This is a genomic window from Pseudomonas sp. MF06569, assembly GCF_059862735.1.
The window spans coordinates 61,686-86,834 of record NZ_JCBCUZ010000024.1; the positions used below are offsets into that span (position 1 = coordinate 61,686).

Below are 25,149 nucleotides of genomic sequence, written 5' to 3' on the forward strand. Positions count from 1 at the left end.
GCAGGTTTGAACCAGGACGGTCCGTTCCCGCCTTGGAAACCCCGGTCAAATACTGCCAGGGCGAGGACACTCGACGATCCCGCTCTGCACTCAACCGGGTCGTGAAATACCGTGCTGGCGCAGTTTGCGATAGAGCGTATTGCGGCTAATCCTCAGGCGGGCGGCAACATGGGCGATGTGCCAATGTTCTGCCTCGATCAACGCCAGCAGCGTCTGGCGTTCGCAGACTTCCAGTGGGTTTTCGCCCGGCGCGGCCGTGGCGGGCGTTGTTGGCAGTAACTCCTCCAGGTCGTCCAGAGTAATGCGCCCCTCAGACGACAACGCGACCAGTGTGCGCAGACACGTACGCAGTTGCCGCACGTTGCCCGGCCAAGGCTGAGTCAGCAAACGCTCTCTGACACCTGCTTCCAGGCGAACCCTTGCGCCTTTTGCCTCTTCACGCAGCAGAAGGTCGAGCAAACTGCCCTTGTCTGAACGCTCGCGCAGCGGCGGAAGTTGCACGGTAAACCCGGCAACCCGGTAGAAAAGATCTTCGCGAAAGCGCCCTTGCGCCACACAGGCTTGCAGATCCTGGTGGCTGGCACTGACAAGACGGACATCGAGCGCACGTGCCGTCGCACCACCGAGCGGCACCACCTGACGCTCTTCAAGCACCCGCAGCAGGCGAGTCTGTAACGCCAGTGGCATATCGGCGATTTCATCGAGAAAAAGAATGCCGCCATGGGCCTGCTCCAGCTTGCCGATCATCCCGTCCTTGCGCGCTCCGGTGAAGCTGCCGCCGCGATAGCCAAACAGCTCGCTCTCGATCAGCGTCTCGGGGATGGCCGCGCAGTTGATCGCCACAAACGGCTGGTTCCTTCTGGAGCTGGCTCGATGCAGCGCCGCAGCAAAAGCCTCTTTGCCAGTTCCGGTTTCACCCTGTAAAAAAACCGGCACATCATGCTCTATAACACGCAGTGCGCGAGCAATGCCGCGTTGCAGGCGCGGGTCTTCGAGGCATACATGCACGTCATTGATTGTTTGGGGGGCAGGCGTGACTGAAGGCGCAGGGCGAACAGGTTCTCGCAACTGTACGTAAACCAGGCGCCCGTCCATGAGTCGCAAAGGCCAACAAACACTCGGTTGTGAACTGGCCTGACTGATCACCTGATCGACAGGTGTTTGCAGCAACATCGCCAGAGATTGCCCGACCACCTGGTCCCGGCTCAGGCCCAGAAGATCCAGCGCGCAATGATTGACTGAACAGATAGTCGCACTTTCATCGAAACTGAGCAGGCCTTCACCCAGCAGCCCGACGAAGCCCGCCTCGGGATGGAAGCGCAGCAAATAGCGTTGAGGGTCATGCCCCAGGAAAAAACAGCTCTCGATCAGATTGGCTGACAGTTGGGTCAACGCCATGGCTCTGAAGTAGTGCTGCTGGCTGTGATTATCCCGAATAGAAGAGAGGTTGAGCACGGCCAGCAACTCTCCATTGGCATCAAATATAGGGCTCGCCGAACAGCTCAGACCAACGTGCTTGCTACGAAAATGCTCATCACGACGGATGGTGACCTGTTGTTGCTCGACCAGGCAGGTGCCCACACCGTTGGTGCCTTCGCAATCTTCACTCCAGACCGAGCCGAGCCACAGCCCGGAGCGCTGGAAATCGGCTCGTTCGGACTCGTTGCACACACTGTCGATTGCCACACCGCGAGCATCGGTGAGCAGCACCACGTGGCCATCGCGTCCGAGCTGTTGGTGCAAGTGGTTCATCTGCCAGTGCGCTACAGCGATGATGTGTTCCAGGGGGGCGCGATGATCCTGCAAGCGCGGATGTTCAACCACATGAGGGGCCCGGCGACTGGCAGGGTCGAGCTGATACTGATCCAGGCACCGACGCCAGGATCGGGTGATGGCCAGGTCATTAACAGGGGCTTGGTGGGTGTGAGTACCCTGCACGGCTTGAAGCACTAGTTGTGCATGGTCGTTGATCAAGGCCGGCTTCATTATTCTTGTTCTCCCTTACGGTTGGAGCACGGGTCTGTTCGCAGCTTATATGAAAAGAACGCAATGAGCGCTTTATGCACCGAGTGACACTCTGTCATCCACCCTTCACGAATTCGTGACAGATCTGCGAATCAACACTTCAGCAATACCGCAGCAACAGCTCTGCAATGGGGCTTTTGCGAAGGTGGCCCGAGCCTTGCTCTGAAGCAGGTTGTACAAAAACAACAAGATCGGAGAAGCCCAATGAACATTGCTGTTGAAAAACCGCTGCACACGCCGACTGCTCAGCTCGCGGCCTGGGTCGAAAACCTCGGTGAACGGCTCGCCCGGCGTGATGTGGACGGCGCTCTGGAGCTGTTTGGCGAAGAGTGTCACTGGCGTGACCTGCTACTGTTCAGCTGGAACCTGGTGACCCTGGAAGGCAAGCCGGCCATCCGCGACATGCTCGAAACACGCCTGGAGCAGACGCGTCCTCAACAATTGAAACTGGAAGGTGAGGCGACGCTCAGTAACGGAATACTCGAAGGCTGGATCAGCCTGGAAACCGATGCGGGACGGGGCAAAGGCTATGTTCGCCTAAAAGAGGGCCTGTGCTGGACGCTGCTGACCACCATGCGCGAGCTCAAGGGTTTTGAAGAACCGAGCGGACGCCGCCGTCCAAAGGGGGCCAATCATGAACACGGCCATCCTGACAAACGCAACTGGCTGGAACGCCGTCGTGATGAAGAGGCCTCGTTAGGCATCACCACCCAACCTTACTGCCTGATCGTGGGCGGCGGTCAGGGCGGGTTGGGGCTCGCAGCGCGGCTCAAGCGCATGGGTGTGCCTACTTTGATCGTCGACAAAGCCGAGCGCCCGGGTGATCAGTGGCGCAGTCGCTACAAGTCGCTGTGCCTGCACGACCCTGTCTGGTACGACCACATGCCTTACCTGCCCTTCCCCGACCACTGGCCCGTCTTCACCCCAAAAGACCAGATTGGCGACTGGCTGGAAATGTACACCAAAGTCATGGAACTCAATTATTGGCCGCGCACAGAATGCGAGAGCGCAAGCTTTGACGAGCAAAGCGGTACCTGGACGGTTCAAGTGCTGCGCGACGGCGAGCCCATGACTTTACAGCCTGCCCAGTTGATCCTTGCCACCGGCATGTCTGGCGTGCCCAATGTCCCGCAATACCCGGGTGCCGAAACGTTCCTTGGCCAGCAGCATCATTCCAGCCGACACCCCGGCGCAGACGCCTGGCGCGGCAAGCACGCAGTGGTCATAGGGGCCAACAACTCGGCACACGATATCTGCGCCGACCTGGTGGAGAACGGTGCGCAGGTCACCATGGTGCAACGCTCCAGCACCCACATCGTGCGCTCCGACAGTCTGATGGATCTCGTCTTCGGCGGGCTCTACTCCGAAGACGCCCTGGAAACGGGTTTGACCACGGACAAGGCAGACCTGCTGTTCGCCTCGATCCCCTACAAGGTCATGCCGGGCTTTCATAAACCCATCTTCGATGCGATCAAGGAACGTGACAAAGACTTCTACGAGCGCCTGGCCAAAGTCGGTTTCATGCTCGATTTCGGTGACGACGAGTCTGGCCTTTTCATGAAGTATGTTCGCCGTGGATCTGGTTACTACATCGACGTCGGCGCCTGCGAGTTGATCGCCAATGGCACGATCAAGCTCAAGAGCGCACCCGGCCTGGGTGTCGAGCGTATCGAAGCAGACGCCGTCATCCTCAACGATGGCACCCGGCTACCGGCAGATCTGATCGTTTATGCCACGGGCTATGGCTCAATGAACGGTTGGGCGGCGAAGCTGATTTCCCAGGAAGTCGCTGACAAGGTCGGCCGCTGCTGGGGCTTGGGTTCCGGCACCACGAATGATCCGGGCCCGTACGAGGGTGAACTGCGCAACATGTGGAAGCCGACACAGCAGCAAAACCTCTGGTTTCATGGAGGCAACCTGCATCAGTCACGGCATTATTCGCTGTATCTGGCCCTGCAGTTAAAAGCGCGCTTCGAAGGTATCGACGCAGCCGTCTATAACCTTGCCAAGAGCCACCATACTGGCTGAGTCACATGGCGCCTGGCCTTTGGTTGGGCGCCGCTTCAGGTCGAATCGGACTTGCCAGTATCAACCGCCCTACCCTTGGCTCAACACCACATCCAGCGCCATGCGCGCGTCTTCGAGCTGTACCAGTGTGGCCTGGCGCGCGCCCAAAGCATCGCGGCTTTCGATTGCGGTCAAAATTGCCTTGTGCCGTGGCAGGGCAAGTTCGTGCAGGTTGGGTCGACGGTTGGAGTGCTTCATGGCTTCGCGCAAGGCCAATGACAGCATGTTGCACAAGTTGGCCAGCAAGTCGTTGTGAGTTGCGTCGGCAATCCGGCTGTGAAAGTCCAGGTCGGGTTGCAGCAGCTCTTCAGGGCTGGAGGCACTTTCCATGCGTTGGTAGGCTTCTTGAATCGATGCCACATCTTCTGCAGTTGCATGCTGGGCTGCGAGCGCTGCCACGGCGGGCTCGATAATGCTGCGCACGGTGGTCAGCAAGCCAAAAAATTCATTTTGGGGCGAGGCCTGCAGCAACCAGTGCAACACATCAGGATCGAGCATGTGCCACTCGCGGCGTGGTTTGACCACGGTACCCACGCGCGGCTTGGAGTACACCAGGCCTTTGGCAACCAGGACCCGGGTGGCTTCGCGCAAGACCGGGCGGCTGACCGCATATTCTGAGCAGAGCAATGCTTCGGCGGGCAGTTTGTCGTCGGATTTGAAACGCCCGGAGACAATCTGCAGGCCGAGTTCCTGAACGATGCGCGTATGCATGCTTTTGCGGTCGGAGGGCTGACGATAATCCATGGGGCGCGGGGCGATCCTTTCGATTCAAAGCGCGGATCATAGCAGGCGCGGGTTGATTCGCGCCCGCTCTGATTGTCATGGCGGGTTCGCTTTGCCGGTGTCGCCACTTAGTGGGAATGACGGGGTACTTCCGATCCTCGGCAGCCCACCAGGAAATCGAAATCGCAGCCTTGGTCGGCCTGCATGACATGGTCGATGTATAACTGGCGATAACCGCCAATCAACAGGTTTTTGGGCGGCTCGATATCAGCCAGGCGAGCGGTCAGTTCGGCATCGGAGATATCCAGGTGCAGGCGTCCGCTAGCGCAATCCAGTTCAATCCAGTCACCTTCCTGCACGGCTGCCAGTGGTCCACCGGCTGCGGCTTCCGGAGCCACGTGCAGCACCACCGTGCCGTACGCCGTTCCGCTCATGCGGGCATCGGAAATGCGCACCATATCGGTCACGCCCTGAGCCAGTAGCTTGGCGGGCAGGCCCATGTTGCCCACTTCGGCCATGCCCGGGTAACCCTTTGGCCCACAGTTCTTCATCACCAGAATCGAGTCGGCAGTGACCGCCAGTTCAGGGTCATTGATGCGGGCCTTGTACATGTCGAAGTTCTCGAATACCACGGCCTGTCCGCGATGCTTCATCAGGGCCGGGGTCGCAGCGGATGGTTTGAGTACCGCGCCCAGAGGCGCCAGGTTGCCGCGCAATACGCAGATACCGCCGTCGGCGACCAGCGGGTTATCGATTGCCCGGATGACTTCGTCGTCGCCATAGATCGGTGAGTTTTTAACGTTCTCCCACAAACTCTTGCCGTTGACGGTCAACGCTTCCGGATTCGGGATCAGGCCGTTCTCACCCAGGCGCCGCAGCACGGCCGGCAGGCCTCCGGCATAGTAGAACTCTTCCATCAGGAAGCGGCCCGACGGCTGCAAGTCCACCAGGGTCGGAGTGCCCCGGCCTATGCGGGTCCAGTCATCCAGCTCCAGGTCCACGCCAATCCGTCCGGCGATGGCCTTGAGGTGAATCACGGCGTTGGTCGAACCGCCAATGGCGGCATTGACCCTGATCGCATTTTCAAAGGCTTCCCGGGTCAAAACCTTGGACAGGCGCAAATCCTCGCGGATCATCTCGACGGCGCGCATGCCCGACATATGGGCCAGTACGTAGCGGCGCGAATCCACCGCCGGGATGGCTGCGTTATGGGGCAGCGAGGTCCCCAGCGCTTCTGCCATGCAGGCCATGGTCGAAGCCGTGCCCATGGTGTTGCAGGTGCCCGCCGAGCGCGACATGCCGGCCTCGGCCGAGAGGAATTCGTCGAGGCTGATGGTGCCGGCTTTATAGGACTCGTGCATCTGCCAGACGATGGTGCCGGCGCCGATGTCCTTGCCTTTGTGCTTGCCGTTCAGCATCGGGCCACCGGTGACCACAATGGCCGGGACATCGCAGCTGGCCGCGCCCATCAACAGCGCCGGGGTCGTTTTGTCGCAACCGGTCAACAGCACCACCCCATCGATCGGATTACCGCGAATGGCTTCTTCCACATCCATGCTCGCCAGATTGCGCGTCAGCATGGCGGTAGGTCGCAGATTGGATTCGCCGTTGGAAAACACCGGGAACTCGACCGGGAAGCCACCCGCCTCGATGACACCACGTTTGACGTGCTCGGCGATGGTCCGAAAGTGAGCATTGCAAGGCGTCAGTTCCGACCAGGTATTGCAGATGCCGATGATGGGCTTGCCCTGGAACTGATGATCGGCAATGCCCTGGTTCTTCATCCAGCTGCGGTACATGAAGCCGTTTTTATCAGCGCTGCCAAACCATTGGGCGGAACGTAAGGGAGGACATTTGTCGGACATGTTGGCGGTCTCTTATTGTATGACTAATTATTTTCCGTACCGCTAAATTAGCCTTAAAAAAGCCAATGTGGAAGAGTTGTTGGCTAAATAGTAATACTATATAGTCGTTTTCACTGAGAGCTGATCCTGGCGAAAACCCGCTTGAGGCCACTCCAGAGGTTCCATAACAAAAACAATGGGAGACCGTCTCATGAGCCAGGAACTCCGGCTTATTCGCCGCATCACGCTTAAACTCATTCCGTTTCTGATCCTGCTGTACCTGATTGCTTACGTCGATCGCTCGGCGGTGGGCTTTGCCAAGCTGCACATGGGCGCTGATATCGGCATTGGCGATGCAGCCTATGGCCTGGGCGCGGGCCTGTTTTTCATCGGCTATTTCCTGATAGAAATCCCCAGCAACCTGATGCTCGAGCGTTTCGGCGCTCGGCGCTGGTTTGCCCGGATCATGCTCACCTGGGGCGCCATTACCATTGGGATGGCCTTTGTGCAGGGACCGCACAGCTTCTATGTGATGCGTTTCCTGCTGGGGGTCGCCGAAGCGGGATTCTTTCCTGGCGTGCTGTACTACATCACCCAATGGTTCCCGGTCCGCCATCGCGGCAAGATCCTGGGGCTGTTTATCCTGTCGCAACCTATCGCCATGATGATCACCGGGCCCGTGTCCGGCGGCTTGCTGGGCATGGATGGCATCCTTGGTCTGCAGGGTTGGCAATGGCTGTTCATTGTGATCGGCATGCCCGCCATTCTGTTGACCTGGCCCGTACTGCGTTACTTGCCGGACGGCCCGCAACAGGTCAAGTGGATGGATCAGGGTGAAAAGGACTGGCTGCAAGGCGAGCTGGAAAAGGACTTGCAGGCCTACGGCCAGACCCGTCATGGCAACCCGTTGCACGCGTTGAAAGACAAGCGCGTGTTGCTGCTTGCGCTGTTCTATCTACCCGTCACCCTGAGCATTTACGGGCTGGGGCTGTGGCTGCCAACGTTGATTAAACAGTTTGGCGGCAGTGACTTGAGCACCGGGTTCGTGTCTTCGGTGCCCTATGTCTTCGGCATTATCGGCTTGCTCATCATTCCTCGCAGTTCCGACCGCCTCAATGATCGCTATGGCCACCTGGCAGTGCTCTATGTGCTGGGCGCCATCGGACTGTTCTTCAGCGCCTGGCTGACGGTCCCGATGCTGCAACTGGCGGCCTTGAGCCTGGTGGCGTTCTCGTTGTTTTCCTGTACCGCCATCTTCTGGACATTGCCGGGACGCTTCTTCGCCGGTGCCAGTGCCGCCGCGGGCATTGCCCTGATCAACTCGGTGGGCAACCTGGGTGGCTACATCGGACCGTTTGTGATCGGCGCGCTCAAGGAATACACCGGCAACCTGGCCTCGGGCTTGTACTTCCTGTCCGGGGTGATGCTGTTCGGCCTATTCCTGACGTTCGTGGTGTATCGCACCCTCGAACGCATACACGTGCTCCAGCCGAGCGAATTTGCCGCCAGCGCCCGCGCGGCGACTCATCTTTAATCAAGGGACTTCCGTTATGCGTTTAGTACAATTTGAACTCAACACCGGCGAGCGCCGAGTCGGCCTGGTAGACGGTGACCTGGTACGTGAAGTGCTGGGGGCCAACAGCGTGCGTGATCTGGCCCTCGCGGCCATCGAAGCGGGTGTGAGCCTGGCACAGCAGGTCGACCAGCAAGGCCTGGGCATTGCCCATGACTACCCGGCGTTGTTGGCCGAGTTGCGCATCCTCCCCCCTCTGGATCATCCGGACCCGGCCCATATGCTGATCAGCGGTACGGGCCTGACCCACCTGGGCAGCGCATCTGCGCGGGATAAAATGCATCAGCAGGCCGGTGACGAAGCGGCCTTGACCGACACCATGCGCATTTTCAAATGGGGAGTGGAAGGCGGAAAGCCCGCCGCCGGTCAGGCGGGCGTGCAACCGGAATGGTTCTACAAGGGAGATGGCAGCATCGTCGTACGGCCGGGAGCTGCCTTCCCACTGCCACCGTTTGCCGAAGACGCAGGCGAGGAGCCGGAAATCGGAGGCCTGTATGTCATCGGCCACGACGCAAAACCTTATCGACTGGGGTTCGCGGTAGGTAATGAGTTCTCCGATCACGTGATGGAACGCAAAAACTACCTGTACCTGGCTCATTCCAAATTGCGCAGCTGCTCCTTTGGTCCGGAACTGCGGGTCGGCGCATTGCCCCAGTATTTGTCGGGCCGCAGCCGAATCCTGCGCGACGGCGAGGTGCTATGGGAAAACGAGTTTCTGAGTGGCGAAGCCAACATGTGCCACAGCCTGGAAAACCTTGAATATCATCACTTCAAGTACAGCCAGTTCCTGCGTCCAGGTGATGTGCATATCCACTTTTTCGGCACGGCGACCTTGTCGTTTGCCGACGGCATTCGCACACAGCCGGGAGATCGCTTCGAAATCAGCCAGGCCGATTTCGGCGCGCCGTTGATCAACGGTATCGCCCCGGTCGACGGGGTGTTCGCGCCCGGCGGCATGGGCACACTTTAAAGGAGCGCCCCCGAGGAAACCCCTTGGCCGTAGCTGCGCCGCAGGGCAATCAGGCCTGGGACAGGATGCAATCCAGCAAGCCCGGGAAGCGCTGATTGAGCTCCTGCGCGCGCAGTGAGTTCATGTGCGTGGTGCCGACATTTCGCGTATGAACAAGCCCCGCGTCGCGCAAGACCCGGAAGTGATGGGACATGCTGGACTTGGGCCGACCGCCGTCCAGCTCGCCGCACGAGGCTTCAGCGACGCCCGCAAGGTAGCGGACAATCTCGAAACGGACGGGGTCGCTCAGGGCGTAAAGCAAACGCTCGAGAATGAAGTCAGATGGAACGGGATGTTTGAAGGTACGCATGTGTCGATGATAACGAAGGCTTTTAATGAATGCCATATTTCGATTACTATCGAACAAGCGAATCAATCTACCGGAGCCTGCACATGTCTGCCCTGTTCGAACCGTACACCTTAAAAGACGTCACCTTGAGAAACCGCATTGCCATTCCGCCGATGTGCCAGTACATGGCAGAGAACGGCATGGTCAATGACTGGCATTTGGTCCACCTGGCCGGTCTTGCACGGGGCGGCGCTGGCCTGGTTGTGGTCGAGGCGACGGCCGTTTCCCCGGAAGGACGTATCACCCCCGGATGCGCAGGCATCTGGAGCGATGCCCATGCCCAGGCTTTTGTGCCTATGGTAAAGGCGATCAAGGATGCCGGTTCTGTGCCCGGTATTCAGATCGCGCATGCCGGGCGCAAAGCCAGCGCCAACCGCCCCTGGGAAGGCGATGATCACATCCCTGAAGGCAATCCTCAGGGTTGGCAGACTATTGCGCCCTCGCCTGTCGCGTTCGGCGCCAATCTGCCTAAAGTCCCCAAGCAAATGTCCCTTGAAGACATTGCCCGCGTGCGCCAGGACTTCGTGGATGCGGCACGTCGTGCCCGTGATGCCGGTTTTGAATGGATCGAGCTGCACTTTGCGCACGGCTACCTGGGCCAGAGTTTCTTCTCCGAGCACTCCAACCAGCGTACCGATGAGTACGGTGGCAGCTTTGAAAACCGCAGCCGATTCCTGCTTGAGACGCTGGCCGCTGTGCGCGAGGTATGGCCGGAGAATCTTCCGCTCACTGCGCGCTTCGGGGTCATCGAGTACGACGGGCGTGATGAGCAAACCCTGGCTGAATCGATCGAGTTGGCGCGACGTTTCAAAGACGGTGGGCTTGACCTGTTGAGCGTCAGTGTAGGTTTCACCATCCCGCAAACCAATATCCCGTGGGGCCCTGCCTTCCTGGGCCCGATCGCCGAACGGGTGCGTCGTGAGTCGGGTCTGCCAGTGACTTCTGCATGGGGCTTTGGTACCCCGCAGCTGGCAAACGCCGCTATCGAATCTCGCCAGCTGGACCTGGTGTCCGTGGGCCGGGCGCACTTGGCGGATCCGCACTGGCCGTACTTTGCAGCCAAGGAACTGGGGGTTGAAAAGGCCTCGTGGACACTCCCTGCGCCCTACGCACACTGGCTTGAACGCTACAGATAAGTTCGATTCCAGCCTCTGTGGGAGCGGGCTTGCTCGCGATATGCCTGGCAGACCGCGTCGTCTGGATCGCAGGCAAGCCAGCTCCCACAGGTCTTGTGTTAGACACAAAAGCTGGATTGTCTGTGGGAGCGGGCTTGCTCGCGATGGCATCACCTCGATGTGCCTGGCAGACCGCGTCGTCTGCATCGCAGGCAAGCCAGCTCCCCCATGCCCCGCCGCAATTCAACTATTCGTCGAGTTCATTCTCAAGCTTCAAAGCTCGCTTCCAGCTGTCCAGTTCCGCCAGACGCTGCAGGTAAGCCTGCAGATGAGGGTACTGCGCCCCGCACTTCATCTGCTCGACCACCGTGATGGCAACGAAGGCCAGCATGAAGTCAGCCCCTGACAATGTGTCCCCCACAATGAAGGTTCTGTTGGCAAGCGCACTGTCCAGAAACCCCAGGACCTTATCAAACTCAGTCCGGGTATAGCCGTCCAGGAACTTGAGCTGAGTCCCGGCATTGATCTCAAACTGAGTAAACAGTTTGAGTAGCACCGGCACCATCGCCGAGCTTTCCGCAAAGTGAATCCATTGCAGGTACTGAAGATAATCCGGTGAGCTGAACGCAGGTTCCAGCCGGGGCGCAAACCGGCGGATCAGGTATTCGACGATGGCGCCGGATTCAACCAGCACATGCCCGTCGAGCTCAATCACCGGTGACTTGCCCAGCGGGTGAATGTTTTTCAATGAGGCCGGGGCGAGACGAGTGGCTGGGTCGCGCTGATAGCGAATCAGGGTGTAAGGCTCTCCCATTTCTTCAAGCAGCCAAAGAATACGCAGCGATCGGGACGCGTTGAGGTGGTGAAGTGTGATCATGAAGACTCTCTCTGATGAGGGGGCACCCGGGGCGTACGAACGTTTCAGCCTGCCCGGGCGCCATGCGCGGTTACTTCAATTGGGCGACAAGTGCTTTGGCAACGCCTTCGGAACTGGCGGGGTTCTGGCCAGTGACCAGCTTGCCATCTTCGATGACAAAGGGAGCCCAGTCCGGCCCTTTTTCATAAAATCCGCCCAGGCTCTGGAATTCATCTTCGATCAGAAAGGGCACGACATCGGTCAGCTCTACTGCAGCTTCCTCGCCATTGGTGAATCCGGTGACTCGGCGCCCTTTAACCAGCGGTGCGCCGTCAGCGGCCTTGACATGACGCAGGACCCCGGGCGCATGACAGACAAAACCAATGGGCTTGCCAGATCGCTCGAAGGACTGGATAAGCTCGATGGACGTCTTCGACTCGGCCAGATCCCACAGCGGTCCATGACCGCCAGGGTAGAACACGGCGTCAAAATCTTTACTGTTGACGGTATCCAGCTTGACGGTATTCGCCAAAGCCCGCCGGGCATCAGGATCCGCGTTGAAACGGTGGGTCATGTCCGTCTGGAAATCCGGCAACTCACTCTTTGGGTCCAGGGGTGGCTGACCACCGGCTGGCGACGCCAGAACCACCTCGGCCCCCGCATCCTTGAAGAGGTAGTAAGGCGCTGCGAACTCTTCAAGCCAGAATCCTGTTTTCAAGCCCGTATCCCCGAGTTGATCGTGGGACGTTAGAACCATCAGAACTTTCATGTCTTAGCCCTCATTGCTGCGGTTTGGCCTTTGGCAACGTGATCTGCCTCGGGTTTATGCTGGTTGCACTGTCTTGACTATGTACGACCACCGTTTTTTGAATACGTGCAACACGAAAACCGCCACTCAAGAAACGCGAATCACTGTGCCCCGGTGTCACGCAGCAACTGCACGATAGCGGTCTGACCGCGTTCCTGCGCGTGTTGCAACGGGCTCACGCCCTTGTCGTCAGGCAGGTTCAGGTCTGCACCGGCCTCGATCAACTGGCTGACAATCTGTTGATGTGCCGGTCCGCCGTCTGAGAGCACGATGGCTTCCATCAAACAGGTCCAGCCCAGGCGATTGACATGGTTCATGTCAACGCCTGCCGCGATCAGCAGGCGCACCGTTTCAACATGGCCGCGCTCGCACGCCGGGATCAAGGCGGTGCCGCCATAGCGGTTGGTGCTTTTCAGGTCGGCACCATGGGCCAAGGCAAGCTGGAGAATTTCATTTCGCCCGCTCGCCCCGGCCAACAGATAAGGGCTGTCCTGGATCAGGTTCTTCTGGTTAACGTTGGCACCGGCTTCGATCAGTGCCCTGGCGATCTCTATCTGGTTCTCACGCGTTGCAAGCAGCAGCGCACTGCTGCCATCGAGCGAACGGTCATCGAGCTTCGCACCTTCAGTGATCAGTTGCTGCACCCTGCCCAGCTCACCGTTTCTCACGGCGTCAAGGAGTGTCTTGTCGCTTGCCATCACTACTCCAGTCATCAACAGTGCGACCGTCAACAGGCCGTATTTAAGCGTCCGGGAACCCATGTCACGCCCTCCAGAAAATCCATGAGAAACCAGTATGGTCAGGGCGCCAGGTATTCGGAAATTAAATATGCCCATGCTTTTCAGTGGCTTTGTGCATGGTCCTGCTGAGGACTAGAAGTTCTGTTTATAGATTTTCCCGCCTTTCATGATCATGCTGATATTGATCTGCGGGTCCTCCAGAAAGGCCAGGCTTACCGTGGGATCGCCTTCGACAACCAGCAGATCTGCCAATGCACCGGCCTCTATCCGGCCAACTTTACCGGGATAAGGATTGCGCGCTCCCGACAGCCCCAAAAGCTCTCCATTGATCTTTGTCGCCATGTTTGCAACGTCGTGCGCGGCGTAAAACCGGGTCAACTTCGCCAGTTGTCTTCCCTGGGTCGGTGTCTTTAGCGGATTGAATAAAATATCAGTCCCCCAGGCCGTTTTTATATTGAAGCGCTGGGCAAACTCATAGGCTTTCGCGGTGCCCTCGGCCACCACGCGCTGACGCTCTCGGCGCACAGGATCTGGATAAACATTGGCATCTTCATCCTGCAGAAAAGGCTGAAGGCTCCACCAGATATCGTGGTCTGCCATCATGCGCACGGTTTCTTCATCAGCCAGTTGGCCGTGTTCGATCGATTTCACACCGGCGCGAATGGCACGCTGGATACTTCTGGGCGTGTACGCATGCACCATCACATAGGTGCCCCAATCGGCAGCCGCTTCAACCGCCATTCTTAATTCTGACTCCATAAACTGGGTGCTATCGAGATGATCATAAGCAGAAGCCACGCCGCCACCGGCCATCAATTTTAACTGTGAGGCCCCGAGCATGAGCTGCTCTCTTGCCCGCCTGAGCACTTCGGCATCGCCATCGGCGATGGCGGCAGCACCCAGTTGTTCGGTAACGCTCAGTGACCTGAGAGAGCTGCGGGGAATCTCGGATCGCATCCTGAAATCACCGTGGCCCGAAGTCTGTGAAATCATGGCGCCGGATGGATAAATACGTGGCCCCGGGATAACGCCCTCATCAATTGCACGCTTCAAGGCAAACGAAGGTCCACCAGGATCGCGCACCGTCGTAAAGCCGCGCATCAAGGTGCTTTCTGCTTCGCGGGCGGCGACTAAATGGATATAGCCCGGGTCTGCACTCATCGCATCAAGTTGCGTGATGCCCGCCAACGTAGTGTGCCAATGGGCATCAATCAGTCCCGGCATCACCACCCTTCGCCCGCAATCGATAACCACGGCCCCTTCGACATCCGTATTGGCGGGTAGCAGGGAGTCGATCACGCCAGCCTTGATCAGGATGGAGACGTTATCGTCAAGCACAGCGCTACCGTTGAATAAACGAAGATTCTTGAGCAATACAGTGCTCACGCCGGACTCAGCGTTCGTGCCCTGTCCTGAAGTACTTGAGGTGCGCACTTCTGACAGCGGTGAAACTTTGGGCTTGATCCCGCTATAGACGTCACGTCGAGACAGATCGAGCATCATCCTGGCGTGAAAATCCTGTATGTCCGGCGAGCTACAGGTGCACAGGTCATGGGCTTCAAGCTCAACACGATGACTGGGTGTAAAGCGCGAACAAGCCGTTGCAGATTTATGCCTCATAGCGAGCGTTCCGTAAGCATTTTCAGGAACAGAGACTATAGATCGGATTAAAAACGCTGATCGAAAAACGGCAGGCACACTGAAAATCCTTGGCGACGTGGCCCAAGGATTGGCTTCGGTGAAGGGGGAGCACGCTTTCCCTTAGAGTGATATCAGGTGTTTGAGCGGGTGGTAGCCCGTTTTCAGGGTGGCCGCGACGTCGAGAATCGCCTTCTCGATGCCATTTAAATGAATGCACGTCAGCTCGATCGCGGCGCCCTGGTTGCCAGCCTCGATGAACTCGATCAGGCGCAAATGCTCATCGTCGCGACAGGCTTCGTGGCTGTCATCATCGAGCGCGGCGGCATACAGCGAGGCGCGGGAAATCAGCTTCTGGAACCAGTCCAGCAACACCGGGTTGTTCAGGCTACGGGCAAGCTTGATGTGGAACTCGCCGAGCAAATGAATCAACCGTTCGTGGTCGCCATTTCGGTGCGCCTCATCCTCCAGCAACAGGTGATCGCGCAAGTCGCGGGTCACGGCTGTGTCGCGCCGGCGACAGAGTTCGCTGACGATACCGATCTCGACCAGGCGCCGGGTTTCGAACAGCGAACGGATCTCTTCGTCACTCGGTAGAGATACGGATGCACCTTTATTGGGCTCTGTGGTGACCAGTCCATCGGCCTCCAATTGCTTGAGCGCGGCACGAACCGACGTTCGGCTCACGTTAAAAAGTTCGGCCAGGGAGGCCTCGCCCAGCTTCATTCCCGGCCGTAACGAACGCTTGCTGATCGCCTCGTAAACCCCTTGATAGACGCGGTCGACCGTGGTTTCGAGTTTCTTCTCGGTCATCTCAACACTCCTTTAGCGCAAAACAACCGGCCCCAGGCGATGAGCAGCCTTAAAAAAAGGGGGTTGCACGGGCAGATTAATCCGGCTATCTCTAGATTGCATCCAGACATTGCATACAATAATTAGAGGAATGCACCATTATGGGTCATCCAGTCGCAATTGAAGTGCGTAACGTCTCCAAACGGTATTCCGACGATCCGGGGCTGGCTCCAGCCCTCGACAACGTTTCAGTCGACATTGCCGACAATGAGTTCTTTACCCTGTTGGGACCTTCGGGCTGTGGCAAAACCACCTTGCTGCGCACCATCGCCGGTTTCGAGCATGTGAGCGACGGGGAGATCCGTCTCGCGGGCGAACCGGTCAATGACTTGCCGCCGTTCAAGCGCCGGGTCAACACGGTCTTCCAGAGCTACGCGCTGTTTCCCCACATGAGTGTCGCGCAGAATATAGCCTTCGGCCTTGAGATGCAGGGCCTTGATCATAAACTCATTCCCAAGCGTGTCGATGAGATGCTCGCGCTGGTGCAAATGCAGCACCTGGCCAAGCGCAAACCTGCCGAGTTGTCCGGCGGGCAGCAGCAGCGGGTCGCCCTTGCCCGGGCCCTGGCCCCCAAACCCAAAGTACTGCTGCTGGACGAACCGTTGTCGGCGCTGGACCTCAAGCTGCGCAAGGAGATGCAGGTCGAACTCAAGCGCGTGCAGAAGGAAGCCGGGATCACCTTTATCTTCGTGACCCACGATCAGGAAGAAGCCTTGACCCTGTCTGACAGGATTGCCGTGATGTCCGCTGGCAAGATCCTGCAGATCGGTACGCCCAATGACATCTACGAGCGGCCGCAGCACCAGTTCGTCGCCCAGTTCATCGGCGATATCAATTTCCTGCCGGGGCATCTGAAACGTGGCCAGCAGAACGAAAACCTCTTTGTGCCAACCGGCATGCCGGTGGAAATCCCCTGCCCGGCCCAGGGCTTTGACGGCGCAAGAGTGCAACTGGCGTTCCGCCCGGAGCGCTCGCAACTGGTTGATCCGCAGCAGCCCCACCATTTGCGCGGCGTGATCGAAGCCGTCCTGTATGTCGGCACCGCGACGCTCTATCAGTGCCGGTTGAACAACGACATCAAGGTCATGCTGCGCGAAAACAACGAAGGCCTTAACCGCGGGCGTGTGGTCGGTGATCGCGTTGCGGTCAACCTGCCACCCCATGCCTGCCTGTTGATGGAGGCTTGAGATGAGCGTCAGCAGCACTTCCCCCGCTCTCAACCGTGCGCTGTTGCTCAGCCCGGTGGTTCTGACGTTACTGGCACTGATCGCCATTCCGCTCGGCATCATGGGCTACATCAGCCTGCTGCCGCGCAACGTGTACGGCGGCGTCGACTGGCAGGCCAACTGGCAATTGCAAAGCTACGTGCAGCTGTTTTTCCAGGAAGGTTTCGACGGTGAAAAGGAGCTCAACTGGGTGTACGCCCAGGCGCTGCTGCGCTCGGTGTTCCAGGCCGGCGGCACCACGTTGTTGTGTTTTCTGTTCGGCTTCCCGGTGGCGCTGTGGATGTCCAGCCTGACCCCGCGTCGGCGCAACCTCATGGTCTTGCTGATCACCATTCCGTTCTGGACTAACCTGCTGATCCGCAACTACGCATGGCTGATCATTCTGCGCGAGCACGGGTGGGTCGCCCAGAGCCTCAATGCCCTGTTCCCCCAGGCTGGCGGCATCACCCTCCTCTACAACGACTTCGCCGTCAGCGTCGGGCTGGTCTACAGCTTTCTGCCGTTCATGATTCTGCCGATCTACTCGACCCTGGAAAAACTCGACTGGCGCCTGGTAGAAGCGGCCTACGACCTCGGAGCCAACCGCTGGCACGCGCTCAAGCGGATCATTCTGCCGCTGTCGATGCCCGGCGTGATTGCCGGTGCACTGCTGGTGTTTGTGCCGAGCCTCGGTGCATTCATCACCCCGGCGATTCTCGGTGGTGGCAAGACGTTGATGATTGGCAACCTGATCCAGCAACAGTTCGGCACTGCCCGTAACTGGCCGCTGGGCAGTTCGCTGTCGTTCCTGTTGCTGGGGATCCTGCTGCTGTCGCTGATGCTCTACGCCCTCTATACCCGCAGCACCGCCAAGACTCTACGTCGGGGAGCCACCGCATGATCGCCCTGCACCTGAAAAAACTGCCGCTGACCCGCGAAGTCAGCCTGTTGATCCTTGCGTACCTGTACGTGCCGATCTTTGTGCTGATCGCGTACAGCTTCAATGCCAACCGCTCCGCCACGGTCTGGACCGAGTTTTCGTTCGCCTGGTACGGACGAATTCTGGCCAACCCGTCAATTCAGACCGCGGCACTGAACTCGATCATCGTTGCGAGCATTGCCACGGTCTGCGCCACAGCCATTGCGCTGCTCGCCGCGCTGGCGACGTATCGGCCGTTCTACGGGCAGAAAGTGGTCGAGGGCGGGATCAACCTGCCGCTCATCCTGCCGGAGATCGTTACCGCGGTCGCCACGTTGCTGCTGTTCATGGCGCTGGGGATCAAGCTCGGTTTGCTGACCGTGATCGTGGCGCATATCGGCTTCTGCATCCCGTTTGCCTACCTGCCGATTCGCGCTCGCTTGAATGACCTGGACAAAAGCCTGCTGGAAGCGGCCAACGACTTGTACGCCAACCCGTGGCAGGTGTTTCGCCGGGTGACCTTGCCGCTGCTGTGGCCGGCGGTGTTGTCCGGGTCGGTACTGGCATTCGTGGTCAGCCTCGACGATTTCATCATGACGTTCTTCGTGGCAGGGCCTGGTTCGACGACCTTGCCGGTGTACATCTTCTCGGCGATCAAGGCCGGCGTGACGCCGGAGATCAACGCAATCTCGACCCTGATGCTGGTGATTTCCATCGTGCTGGTGGTGCTGGCCTTCTGGCTGGGACAACGCGGCAAACAACAATGAGTCTGGAGCCTGCTGTCATGAATAAGAAGAGCATGAAATTGAAACGTCTTGGTTACGGCGTCGCCGGCCTGGCCCTCAGTTGCTTCACCGTTTTTGCCGCACAGGCCGATGAGCCCAAGGAGTTGTTTTTCTACAACTGGACCGATTACTACCCGGTCGACCTGCTGGCCAAATTTGAAAAGGAGACCGGCATCAAGGTCACCATGGACGGCTACGACAGCAACGAAACCCTGCTCGCCAAGTTGCAGGCCGGTGGCGCGGCGTATGACGTGATCGTGCCGTCGCAATCGATCATGCGCACCCTGATCAACCAGGACTTGCTGCTGGAAATCGACACCCCGACCCTGCCCAACTTCCAGTACGTCAAACCGGCGTTCCGCGACCCGAGCTTCGACCCTGGCCGCAAATTTTCGGCGCCTTACTTGTGGGGCACCACGGGGTTTTCCTATGACAGCGCGCGGGTCCCCGGCGGCAAGCTGGACGACTCATGGAAAGAGTTCTTCGAACCGCGCAAGGAACTCCAGGGCCAACTCGCCGCCCTCGACACCTCCAGCAGCGTGATCAATGCAGCCAGCCATTACCTGGGCGTCGACGAATGCACCGAAAACCCCCAGGACGCCAAGCGCATCCTGGAATTGCTGCAAAAACAGAAACCATTCCTGAAGATGTACAGCTCGGACAACACCGTGGACCGCATGGCCTCTGGTGAAGTGATCATGATGCAAAACTGGAACGGTTCCACCGCCCGCGCCACGCTGCAGAAGAGCAGCATCAAGTACGTGTACCCCCGTGAAGGCCTGGCGATGTTCCAGGACAACTTCGCCGTGCCAAAAAGCGCGCCACACCCCGGCAACGCCAAGATCTTCATCGACTGGATGATGAAGCCGGAAAACGCCGCTGCCGTGTCCAATGCCATCGCCTACGACAACGGCATTCAGAGCGAAAACCTGATCGACGCCAAATGGCGAGTGATGGATGCCATCAACATGCCCGAAGAGTTCGCCTCGCGCCTGCGCCCTGAAAAGGAATGCAGCAACAAGGCGCGGGAGCTGCAAGACCGGATCTGGTCCAAGCTCAAGGGCTGATCCAGAACCAGGGGGCCGCCTTCGCAAGCAAGACCGCGAAGAGGCCCCGTCAAACACCCTAGAAATCCAAGAGGTTTGCCATGAACCAACCCCGCTGGCTGCGCAACGTGCGGCCCTACGGCCTTGCTGCCCAAGACCTGCTTCTGGAGAACGGCCTGTTCAAGCAGCGGCGTCCAGCCTCCAGCACAGCGCTGACCGCCACCGATATTGACGGCCAACACCAACTCCTGACCCCGGCTCTGGTCGAAAGCCACGTTCATCTCGACAAAACCCTCTGGGGCCAGCCCTGGCACTCGAACAGCGCCGGGCCGACGCTCAAGGATTACATCGCCAACGAACGCCGCGTACTGCGCGAAGTCCAGAGCCCCATCGCCGAACGCGCCGGTGCGCTTCTGGAAAACTGCATTGCCCGTGGGTCGCTGACCATGCGCTGCCACGTCGACATCGATCCGGATTTCGGCCTGCGTCATGTAGAAGCCATGCAACAACTGCGCGAACGCTACCGTGACCTGATCGACCTGCAACTGGTGGTGTTCCCGCAAACCGGCCTGATCAGCCGCCCCGGCACCGCCGAACTGATGCGCGAAGCCATGGCGCTGGGCGTGGAAAACGTCGGTGGGCTCGACCCTTGCGGTATCGATAACGACCCCCTCGCCCAGCTCGACTTCGTGTTCAAGCTGGCCAGCGAATTCGACCGTGGGGTCGACATTCACCTGCATGACAAAGGTGAACTGGGCCTGTGGCAGATCGCGCTGATCGCCGATTACACCGAGCGCTACGGGCGTCAGGGCCGGGTGATGATCAGCCACGCCTATTGCCTGGGCATGTTGCCCTGGAGTCAGGTCCGGCCGGTGGCCGATCGTCTGGCCAGGCTGGGCATTTCGCTGATGAGTTCGGCCCCGGCCGATTGCGCGGTCCCGCCGTTCCTCGCGTTGCGCGAAGCCGGCGTCAACGTGTGCCTGGGTTCGGATGGTATTCGCGACGCCTGGTCGCCCATGGGCAACGGTGACATGCTGGAACGGGCGATGCTCCTGGCGTTCCGCTTTGACATGAACAAGGACGAGGAACTGGCAGCGGCCTTTGCCGCCGCCACAGTCAATGGCGCGCAAGCGCTGGGCTGTGTCGATTACGGGCTGGAGATCGGGCAACGGGCCGACTTCCTGTTGATGCCGGTGCAAACCCTCGGTGAAGCGGTGGTGGCGCGTCCGGTACGCCAGGTCTATCGCGGCGGCGAGTTGATCGCCTCGGGCGGTCGATTGCTGGACAGCCGTCTGTGAAGCGCGGGCCACGTGCAACGGTCGGCCTCAAAAGCAGCTGCGTGGTCGGCTTTGACGGCACGCAGCACGTGCTGTGGCGCGACGGCGAAGTGGTGTTCGAAGGCGCGCGCATTGTTTTTGTCGGGCGCGGTTATGCAGGTCCCGTGGATCAATGGATCGACTATGGCAATGCGTTGATCGGCCCGGGCTTCATCGACCTGGATGCCCTCGGGGACCTGGACTCCACCGTGCTGACCCTGGACAACGGCGATGAGTGCGATATGGGCCGGATGTGGTCCGAGGACTATCTGGCGAGCGGTCCGCGGGAGAGTTACAGCCCGGACGAAGAGGTTTTCAAGTACCGCTACGCCTTCACTCAGTTGATTCGCAACGGCATCACCACGGCCATGCCGATCACCTCGATGTATTACCGCCAGTGGGCCGAGACCTACGATGAAATGGCTGCGGTAGCGGGTGTGGCCGCTGAGCTGGGCCTGCGCACGTACCTCGGGCCTTGCTACATGAGCGGCATGAGTTACTGGCGCGCCGATGGAACCCTGGCCCATCACTGGGATGAAGCCCGAGGCCTGGCCGGGCTCGATGGGGCCGTGCGCTTTTTCGATGATTTCGACGGGGCACAGGACGGCTTGATTCGCGGGGCGTTGCTGCCTGATCGCATTCAAACCTGCACGCCCGCGCTGCTGCAACGGACCGCCGACCTGAGCCGGGCGCTGAACGCGCCCATGCGGCTGCACTGCTGCCAGGGGCTAGGCGAAGTCGAGATGGTCAAACAACTGCGCGGAGTTTCGCCGTTGGCCTGGCTGGAGCAACTGGGGCTGTTGACCCCGCGCAGTCTGCTGCCCCACGGCATTTACACCGAGGGTGATGACGACCTGCAACGGCTGGTGGACGGCGGTACCAGCCTGGTGCATTGCCCGGTGGTGTTTGCCCGGGATGGCGAGGCGTTGAACTCGTTTGGCCGTTACCGGGCCAAGGGGATCAACTTAGCCCTGGGCACCGACACCTGGCCAGCGGATTTGCTGGAGAACATGCGCCAGGGACTCAACATCGCCCGCCTGATGGAAGGCGGTGCATCGTTGACCAGCACGCTGGACCTGTATAACGCCGCCACGCTGGGGGGCGCCAAGGCTTTGGGGCGTGACGACATCGGCCGTCTGGCCCCGGGGGCGAAGGCCGATATCACCGTGTTCAGCCTGCGTGGCCTGCACCTAGGGCCGCTGTTCGACCCGCTGAAAAACCTGGTGCTGGCTGGTCGCGGTGATGACTGCATTGCCAGTTACATCAACGGGCGCTGCGTGATGCATGACGGTCAGGTCCAAGGGGCCGACTACCCTGCCCTGCAACGCCAGGCCCAACGACAATTCGATACACTGATGCGCAGCCACAGCTCCCGGGCCTTTGGCCAGCCGGACTGGAACACCCTGTTCAAACCGTCCATCCCCTACGCCGACAACTACAGCGCACATGCCCCGCTCAGCGCGATCGATCCTCTTCTCTAGAGATTTGTGCCTATGCAAAGCTTCGACTTCAGCACCCTGAGTGCCCGCGACAAATACAAGATCCTGATTGGCAGCGTGGTGCCTCGACCGATTGCGCTGGTGACGACCGTTGATGGCGAAGGACGTATCAATGCAGCCCCCTTCAGCTTCTTCAACGCGTTGTCTGCCGACCCGCCGATTCTGGCGCTGGGCGTGGAGAACTACGGCGACCTCAGCCCCAAGGACACCACGCGCAATATCCAGCTCAACCAGGAATTCACCGTCAATATTGTCAGCGATGCGTTGGTGGAAGCGATGAATGTCTGCGCCGTGCCCTTCGCCCCCGGTTTCGACGAACTGACCGCCGCCGGGCTCACGGCGATTGCCGGGACCACCGTCAAATGCCCGCGTATAGGCGAAGCCCCGGTGGCGTTGGAGTGTCGCCGGATGATGGCGCTGTCCATCGGGCAATCGCGGGAAATCATCTTTGGCGAAGTCCTGATGGCCCATGTACGGGACGAGCTGATTGACCCGCACACCCTGTACATCGACCAGTTGGGGCTTGATGCGATCGGGCGGATGGGCGGGCATGGGTATGCCCGTACCCGGGACTATTTCGACTTGCCGACGCGTTCGCTACAGGCCTGGACAGAGGCGCCGGGCGGTGGCGTGCGGTTTTGGCCACAGGCCAAATAGGTCTGTGAGGGTCAAAGGACGCTATAGATCCCGGCAACCACCTGCATCGTAGCGTCTTCGATCGATCCTTCGTTACGGCATAACAGCCAGCCCTGATCTGCCGCCGCCTGCTCGAATGCTTTCGTGCTCGCGACATGCTCTTGCAGCGCGTGCATCACCGTACTCCCCAGCCCGCGGGACCGTGCCGCCGCCCTCGCCCATGACATTTCAGGGGCGGTGACGACCCCGACATGCAGGTCTGGCACTTGCACGTTTCGATTCATGTTCAACTGCAGGATTTCTGCAAACGGGACTATCCGGCGAAACGCCGCATCAGACGGGTACCAGCGATCGATCAGGATGATGCAGTCTGGCGGCTGTTTGGTCACCACGTGCCGGGTTATCCAGGCTCGGCTGTCAGCGAGGCGCTCACACACGGCCAGCTCCAGATCCCGGCACGGATCTCTGGCGAGCCTGTTCACGAGGGCCATTGTTTCACCCCGGTAGGGATCGCTTTTTTTCTCGCACAGCCGGATCACCTTTTTGCTGTCTGCCCTCAGTACTTTCGTGACGGCTTCCAGCAGTGTGGTTTTGCCGGTCCCCTTGGGCCCATCCAATGCAACAAACAGCGGACGATTCATGTTCAGGCAACGATTGTTGTACGTTTCAGTCTGCCCGACCCGTTCGCCGGCAACGCTTGGCGCCACCAGGCGAATCGAGTGCAGGGCCCGTGAGCATGAGCCAGTAATGACGCCCTTCGCCCATACTCTCGGAGCATAGTAATCGACATCGGCGCCCGTGCAGGTTTTCACTCAACACTGGCGTGTTGCCAGGTCACTTCAGGCTGCGTTTGAGCTCGGCAATATGCTGCGGGCCGATACCACAGCATCCGCCGATCATGCTTGCCCCTCTGTGTTGCCAATCCTTGGCCCACTCCAGGTAGCCCAGGGGATCGAGGTCTTCGCGCAGCTCGTCCAGGCCGTCATTCGCCGTCGCTTCCTTCGGTTGCGGCGGGAAGGCATTGGCGTAGACACCAATGGCGATGTCGGCACCCAAACGCTCGGTAATGGCTCGCGCCACATCCACGGCAGCACCGATCACTTCCGGCTGGCTGCAGTTGAACAACACCGCGGCAACCCCCATTCCTGCGACCGCTTCGATGGCGTCGGCCACGGGTTCGCCTGAACGCAGGCGAGGCTCTCCGTCAGTCTCTTCATCCTGAAGGGTAAAGGATACCCAGAATGGCTTGCCGTCTGACGGCAGATGAGCGTGGATCGCCTGCACTTCGGCCAGTGAACTCTGGGTCTCTGCCAACCACAGGTCCACGTGCGCGCCCAAGCCTTGAAGCAGAGGCGTGAGCACTTCTGTCACCCGCTCAGGCTGGAACAGATCAGGCCTGTAGGAGCCGAACAACGGCGGCAGAGAACCCGCGACCTTGACCGGTCGGGCACTGGCGTCAGCCGCTTTGCGTGCCAGTCGGCCTGCAATCGAGGCGAGTTCCAGCCCCTCACTGGCAAAGCGCTCCTCACCTATATGGAAAGGAACCACTGCATAACTGTTGCTGGTAATGACTTGAGCGCCGGCTTCTATGAACGCGGCATGAACGGCCACCACGACTTCCGGGGCTTCGCTCAATGCAAGCGCCGACCACTCAGGCTGCCTGAACGGTGCGCCACAACGTTGCAACTCCCGGCCCATGCCACCATCAAGAATAACCATTGATCGTTCCTTCATGTCTTGTCTCTGAATGTGTGAGATTTGGCTGAACCTGTTGATGACTGACACCCACAGGTTCGTAAACAAGCAGGTTCAGCGCTGCTGTGTGAACCCTTTGCCGTAGTGGCGCTCGAGGCGGTTCTGCACCAGTTCGAGCCCGATCGACATCAACCAATAGATAACAGCGGCAGTGGTGAGCATTTCGATGTAGCGATACGACGAACGCCCGTAGGACTGCGCCAGAAACATCACTTCCCACACGCCCATCACCGAAATCAGCGAGGAGTCCTTGAGCATTGAGATGAACTGGCTGGTGGTCGGCGGCAAAATCGTGCGCATGGCTTGCGGCAGGATGATGTGCAGGAATGTCGCCGTCGGCGACAGCCCCAGCGCCATCGCTGCCTGGCGTTGCCCGGGGGCCACGGCCA

23 protein-coding genes are annotated in these 25,149 nt (G+C 59.5%); 11 read left to right on the forward strand and 12 right to left on the reverse strand.

The features are described from left to right. Window positions 1–90: 90 nt before the first annotated feature. On the reverse strand, window positions 91–1,986 hold the full coding sequence (locus AC19YQ_RS19370; RefSeq protein ID WP_500595695.1) for a sigma-54-dependent Fis family transcriptional regulator: 1,896 nt from the start codon (window positions 1,984–1,986) through the stop codon (window positions 91–93). A 243-nt stretch (window positions 1,987–2,229) separates the two neighbouring features. Here AC19YQ_RS19370 and AC19YQ_RS19375 point away from each other — a divergent pair, with 243 nt between their 5' ends. Continuing rightward, the gene (locus AC19YQ_RS19375) at window positions 2,230–4,053 is read left to right on the forward strand and encodes an NAD(P)-binding domain-containing protein (RefSeq protein ID WP_500595696.1); all 1,824 of its coding nucleotides are present in this window, start codon (window positions 2,230–2,232) and stop codon (window positions 4,051–4,053) included. Between the two features lie 69 nt (window positions 4,054–4,122). Here AC19YQ_RS19375 and AC19YQ_RS19380 read toward each other — a convergent pair whose 3' ends face one another. Next, entirely contained in the window at window positions 4,123–4,836 is a 714-nt protein-coding gene (locus AC19YQ_RS19380) for an FCD domain-containing protein (RefSeq protein WP_133079464.1), read from the reverse strand. 107 nt (window positions 4,837–4,943) lie between these two features. Then, window positions 4,944–6,680, reverse strand: a complete 1,737-nt coding sequence (locus AC19YQ_RS19385) for an IlvD/Edd family dehydratase (protein ID WP_500595697.1) — start codon at window positions 6,678–6,680, stop codon at window positions 4,944–4,946. Window positions 6,681–6,870: 190 nt separating this feature from the next. On the opposite strand from AC19YQ_RS19385, the gene AC19YQ_RS19390 reads away from it, so the two are divergent. Beyond that, entirely contained in the window at window positions 6,871–8,193 is a 1,323-nt protein-coding gene (locus AC19YQ_RS19390; RefSeq protein WP_500595698.1) for an MFS transporter, read from the forward strand. Window positions 8,194–8,209: 16 nt separating this feature from the next. Continuing rightward, complete coding sequence (gene araD1, locus AC19YQ_RS19395; RefSeq protein ID WP_500595699.1) at window positions 8,210–9,202, forward strand: AraD1 family protein; 993 nt, start codon at window positions 8,210–8,212, stop codon at window positions 9,200–9,202. A 49-nt stretch (window positions 9,203–9,251) separates the two neighbouring features. On the opposite strand, the gene AC19YQ_RS19400 is transcribed toward araD1, so the two are convergent. After that, on the reverse strand, window positions 9,252–9,551 hold the full coding sequence (locus AC19YQ_RS19400) for an ArsR/SmtB family transcription factor (RefSeq protein WP_133079460.1): 300 nt from the start codon (window positions 9,549–9,551) through the stop codon (window positions 9,252–9,254). A gap of 83 nt (window positions 9,552–9,634) precedes the next feature. Between AC19YQ_RS19400 and AC19YQ_RS19405 the strand changes: the two genes are divergently transcribed. Continuing rightward, window positions 9,635–10,726 (forward strand): NADH:flavin oxidoreductase/NADH oxidase, encoded by a 1,092-nt coding sequence (locus AC19YQ_RS19405; protein WP_500595701.1) that lies wholly within the window; start codon window positions 9,635–9,637, stop codon window positions 10,724–10,726. Window positions 10,727–10,952: 226 nt separating this feature from the next. Here AC19YQ_RS19405 and AC19YQ_RS19410 read toward each other — a convergent pair whose 3' ends face one another. The 5 genes from AC19YQ_RS19410 to AC19YQ_RS19430 form a co-directional block, all read right to left on the reverse strand. After that, entirely contained in the window at window positions 10,953–11,582 is a 630-nt protein-coding gene (locus tag AC19YQ_RS19410; protein WP_339475961.1) for a glutathione S-transferase family protein, read from the reverse strand. Between the two features lie 70 nt (window positions 11,583–11,652). Beyond that, on the reverse strand, window positions 11,653–12,330 hold the full coding sequence (locus tag AC19YQ_RS19415) for a type 1 glutamine amidotransferase domain-containing protein (RefSeq protein ID WP_500595702.1): 678 nt from the start codon (window positions 12,328–12,330) through the stop codon (window positions 11,653–11,655). A 140-nt stretch (window positions 12,331–12,470) separates the two neighbouring features. Then, complete coding sequence (locus AC19YQ_RS19420) at window positions 12,471–13,130, reverse strand: ankyrin repeat domain-containing protein (RefSeq protein WP_500595704.1); 660 nt, start codon at window positions 13,128–13,130, stop codon at window positions 12,471–12,473. A 111-nt stretch (window positions 13,131–13,241) separates the two neighbouring features. Beyond that, the gene (locus AC19YQ_RS19425) at window positions 13,242–14,612 is read right to left on the reverse strand and encodes a metal-dependent hydrolase family protein (RefSeq protein WP_500595705.1); all 1,371 of its coding nucleotides are present in this window, start codon (window positions 14,610–14,612) and stop codon (window positions 13,242–13,244) included. A 258-nt stretch (window positions 14,613–14,870) separates the two neighbouring features. Beyond that, complete coding sequence (locus tag AC19YQ_RS19430; RefSeq protein WP_133079747.1) at window positions 14,871–15,560, reverse strand: GntR family transcriptional regulator; 690 nt, start codon at window positions 15,558–15,560, stop codon at window positions 14,871–14,873. A 140-nt stretch (window positions 15,561–15,700) separates the two neighbouring features. On the opposite strand from AC19YQ_RS19430, the gene AC19YQ_RS19435 reads away from it, so the two are divergent. The 7 genes from AC19YQ_RS19435 to AC19YQ_RS19465 all read left to right on the forward strand — a co-directional run bounded on the left by AC19YQ_RS19435 (window position 15,701) and on the right by AC19YQ_RS19465 (window position 23,026). Further along, the gene (locus AC19YQ_RS19435) at window positions 15,701–16,786 is read left to right on the forward strand and encodes an ABC transporter ATP-binding protein (protein ID WP_133079746.1); all 1,086 of its coding nucleotides are present in this window, start codon (window positions 15,701–15,703) and stop codon (window positions 16,784–16,786) included. Between the two features lies 1 nt (window position 16,787). Continuing rightward, complete coding sequence (locus AC19YQ_RS19440; protein WP_133079745.1) at window positions 16,788–17,705, forward strand: ABC transporter permease; 918 nt, start codon at window positions 16,788–16,790, stop codon at window positions 17,703–17,705. Continuing rightward, entirely contained in the window at window positions 17,702–18,490 is a 789-nt protein-coding gene (locus AC19YQ_RS19445) for an ABC transporter permease (protein ID WP_133079744.1), read from the forward strand. Before AC19YQ_RS19440 ends, AC19YQ_RS19445 begins: the two co-directional genes overlap by 4 nt. Before the next feature lie 32 nt (window positions 18,491–18,522). Continuing rightward, the gene (locus AC19YQ_RS19450; protein ID WP_133079751.1) at window positions 18,523–19,575 is read left to right on the forward strand and encodes an extracellular solute-binding protein; all 1,053 of its coding nucleotides are present in this window, start codon (window positions 18,523–18,525) and stop codon (window positions 19,573–19,575) included. An 80-nt stretch (window positions 19,576–19,655) separates the two neighbouring features. Continuing rightward, the gene (locus AC19YQ_RS19455; protein WP_500595706.1) at window positions 19,656–20,852 is read left to right on the forward strand and encodes an amidohydrolase family protein; all 1,197 of its coding nucleotides are present in this window, start codon (window positions 19,656–19,658) and stop codon (window positions 20,850–20,852) included. Then, window positions 20,849–22,351 carry an amidohydrolase family protein gene (locus AC19YQ_RS19460; protein ID WP_500595707.1) on the forward strand — a complete coding sequence of 501 codons (1,503 nt, stop codon included), beginning with the start codon at window positions 20,849–20,851 and terminating at the stop codon, window positions 22,349–22,351. Before AC19YQ_RS19455 ends, AC19YQ_RS19460 begins: the two co-directional genes overlap by 4 nt. Window positions 22,352–22,363: 12 nt before the next feature. Further along, window positions 22,364–23,026: a flavin reductase family protein gene (locus AC19YQ_RS19465; protein ID WP_219261935.1), complete on the forward strand. Its 663-nt coding sequence runs from the start codon at window positions 22,364–22,366 to the stop codon at window positions 23,024–23,026. A gap of 11 nt (window positions 23,027–23,037) precedes the next feature. Here the strand turns inward: AC19YQ_RS19465 and AC19YQ_RS19470 are convergent, their stop codons facing one another. The 3 genes from AC19YQ_RS19470 to AC19YQ_RS19480 all read right to left on the reverse strand — a co-directional run. Continuing rightward, window positions 23,038–23,646, reverse strand: a complete 609-nt coding sequence (locus AC19YQ_RS19470; RefSeq protein ID WP_500595708.1) for a dTMP kinase — start codon at window positions 23,644–23,646, stop codon at window positions 23,038–23,040. A gap of 193 nt (window positions 23,647–23,839) precedes the next feature. After that, the gene (locus AC19YQ_RS19475) at window positions 23,840–24,724 is read right to left on the reverse strand and encodes a homocysteine S-methyltransferase family protein (RefSeq protein WP_500595709.1); all 885 of its coding nucleotides are present in this window, start codon (window positions 24,722–24,724) and stop codon (window positions 23,840–23,842) included. A gap of 90 nt (window positions 24,725–24,814) precedes the next feature. Further along, window positions 24,815–25,149: ABC transporter permease subunit (locus AC19YQ_RS19480; protein ID WP_500595710.1), on the reverse strand; the 335-nt coding region annotated here is incomplete at its 5' end.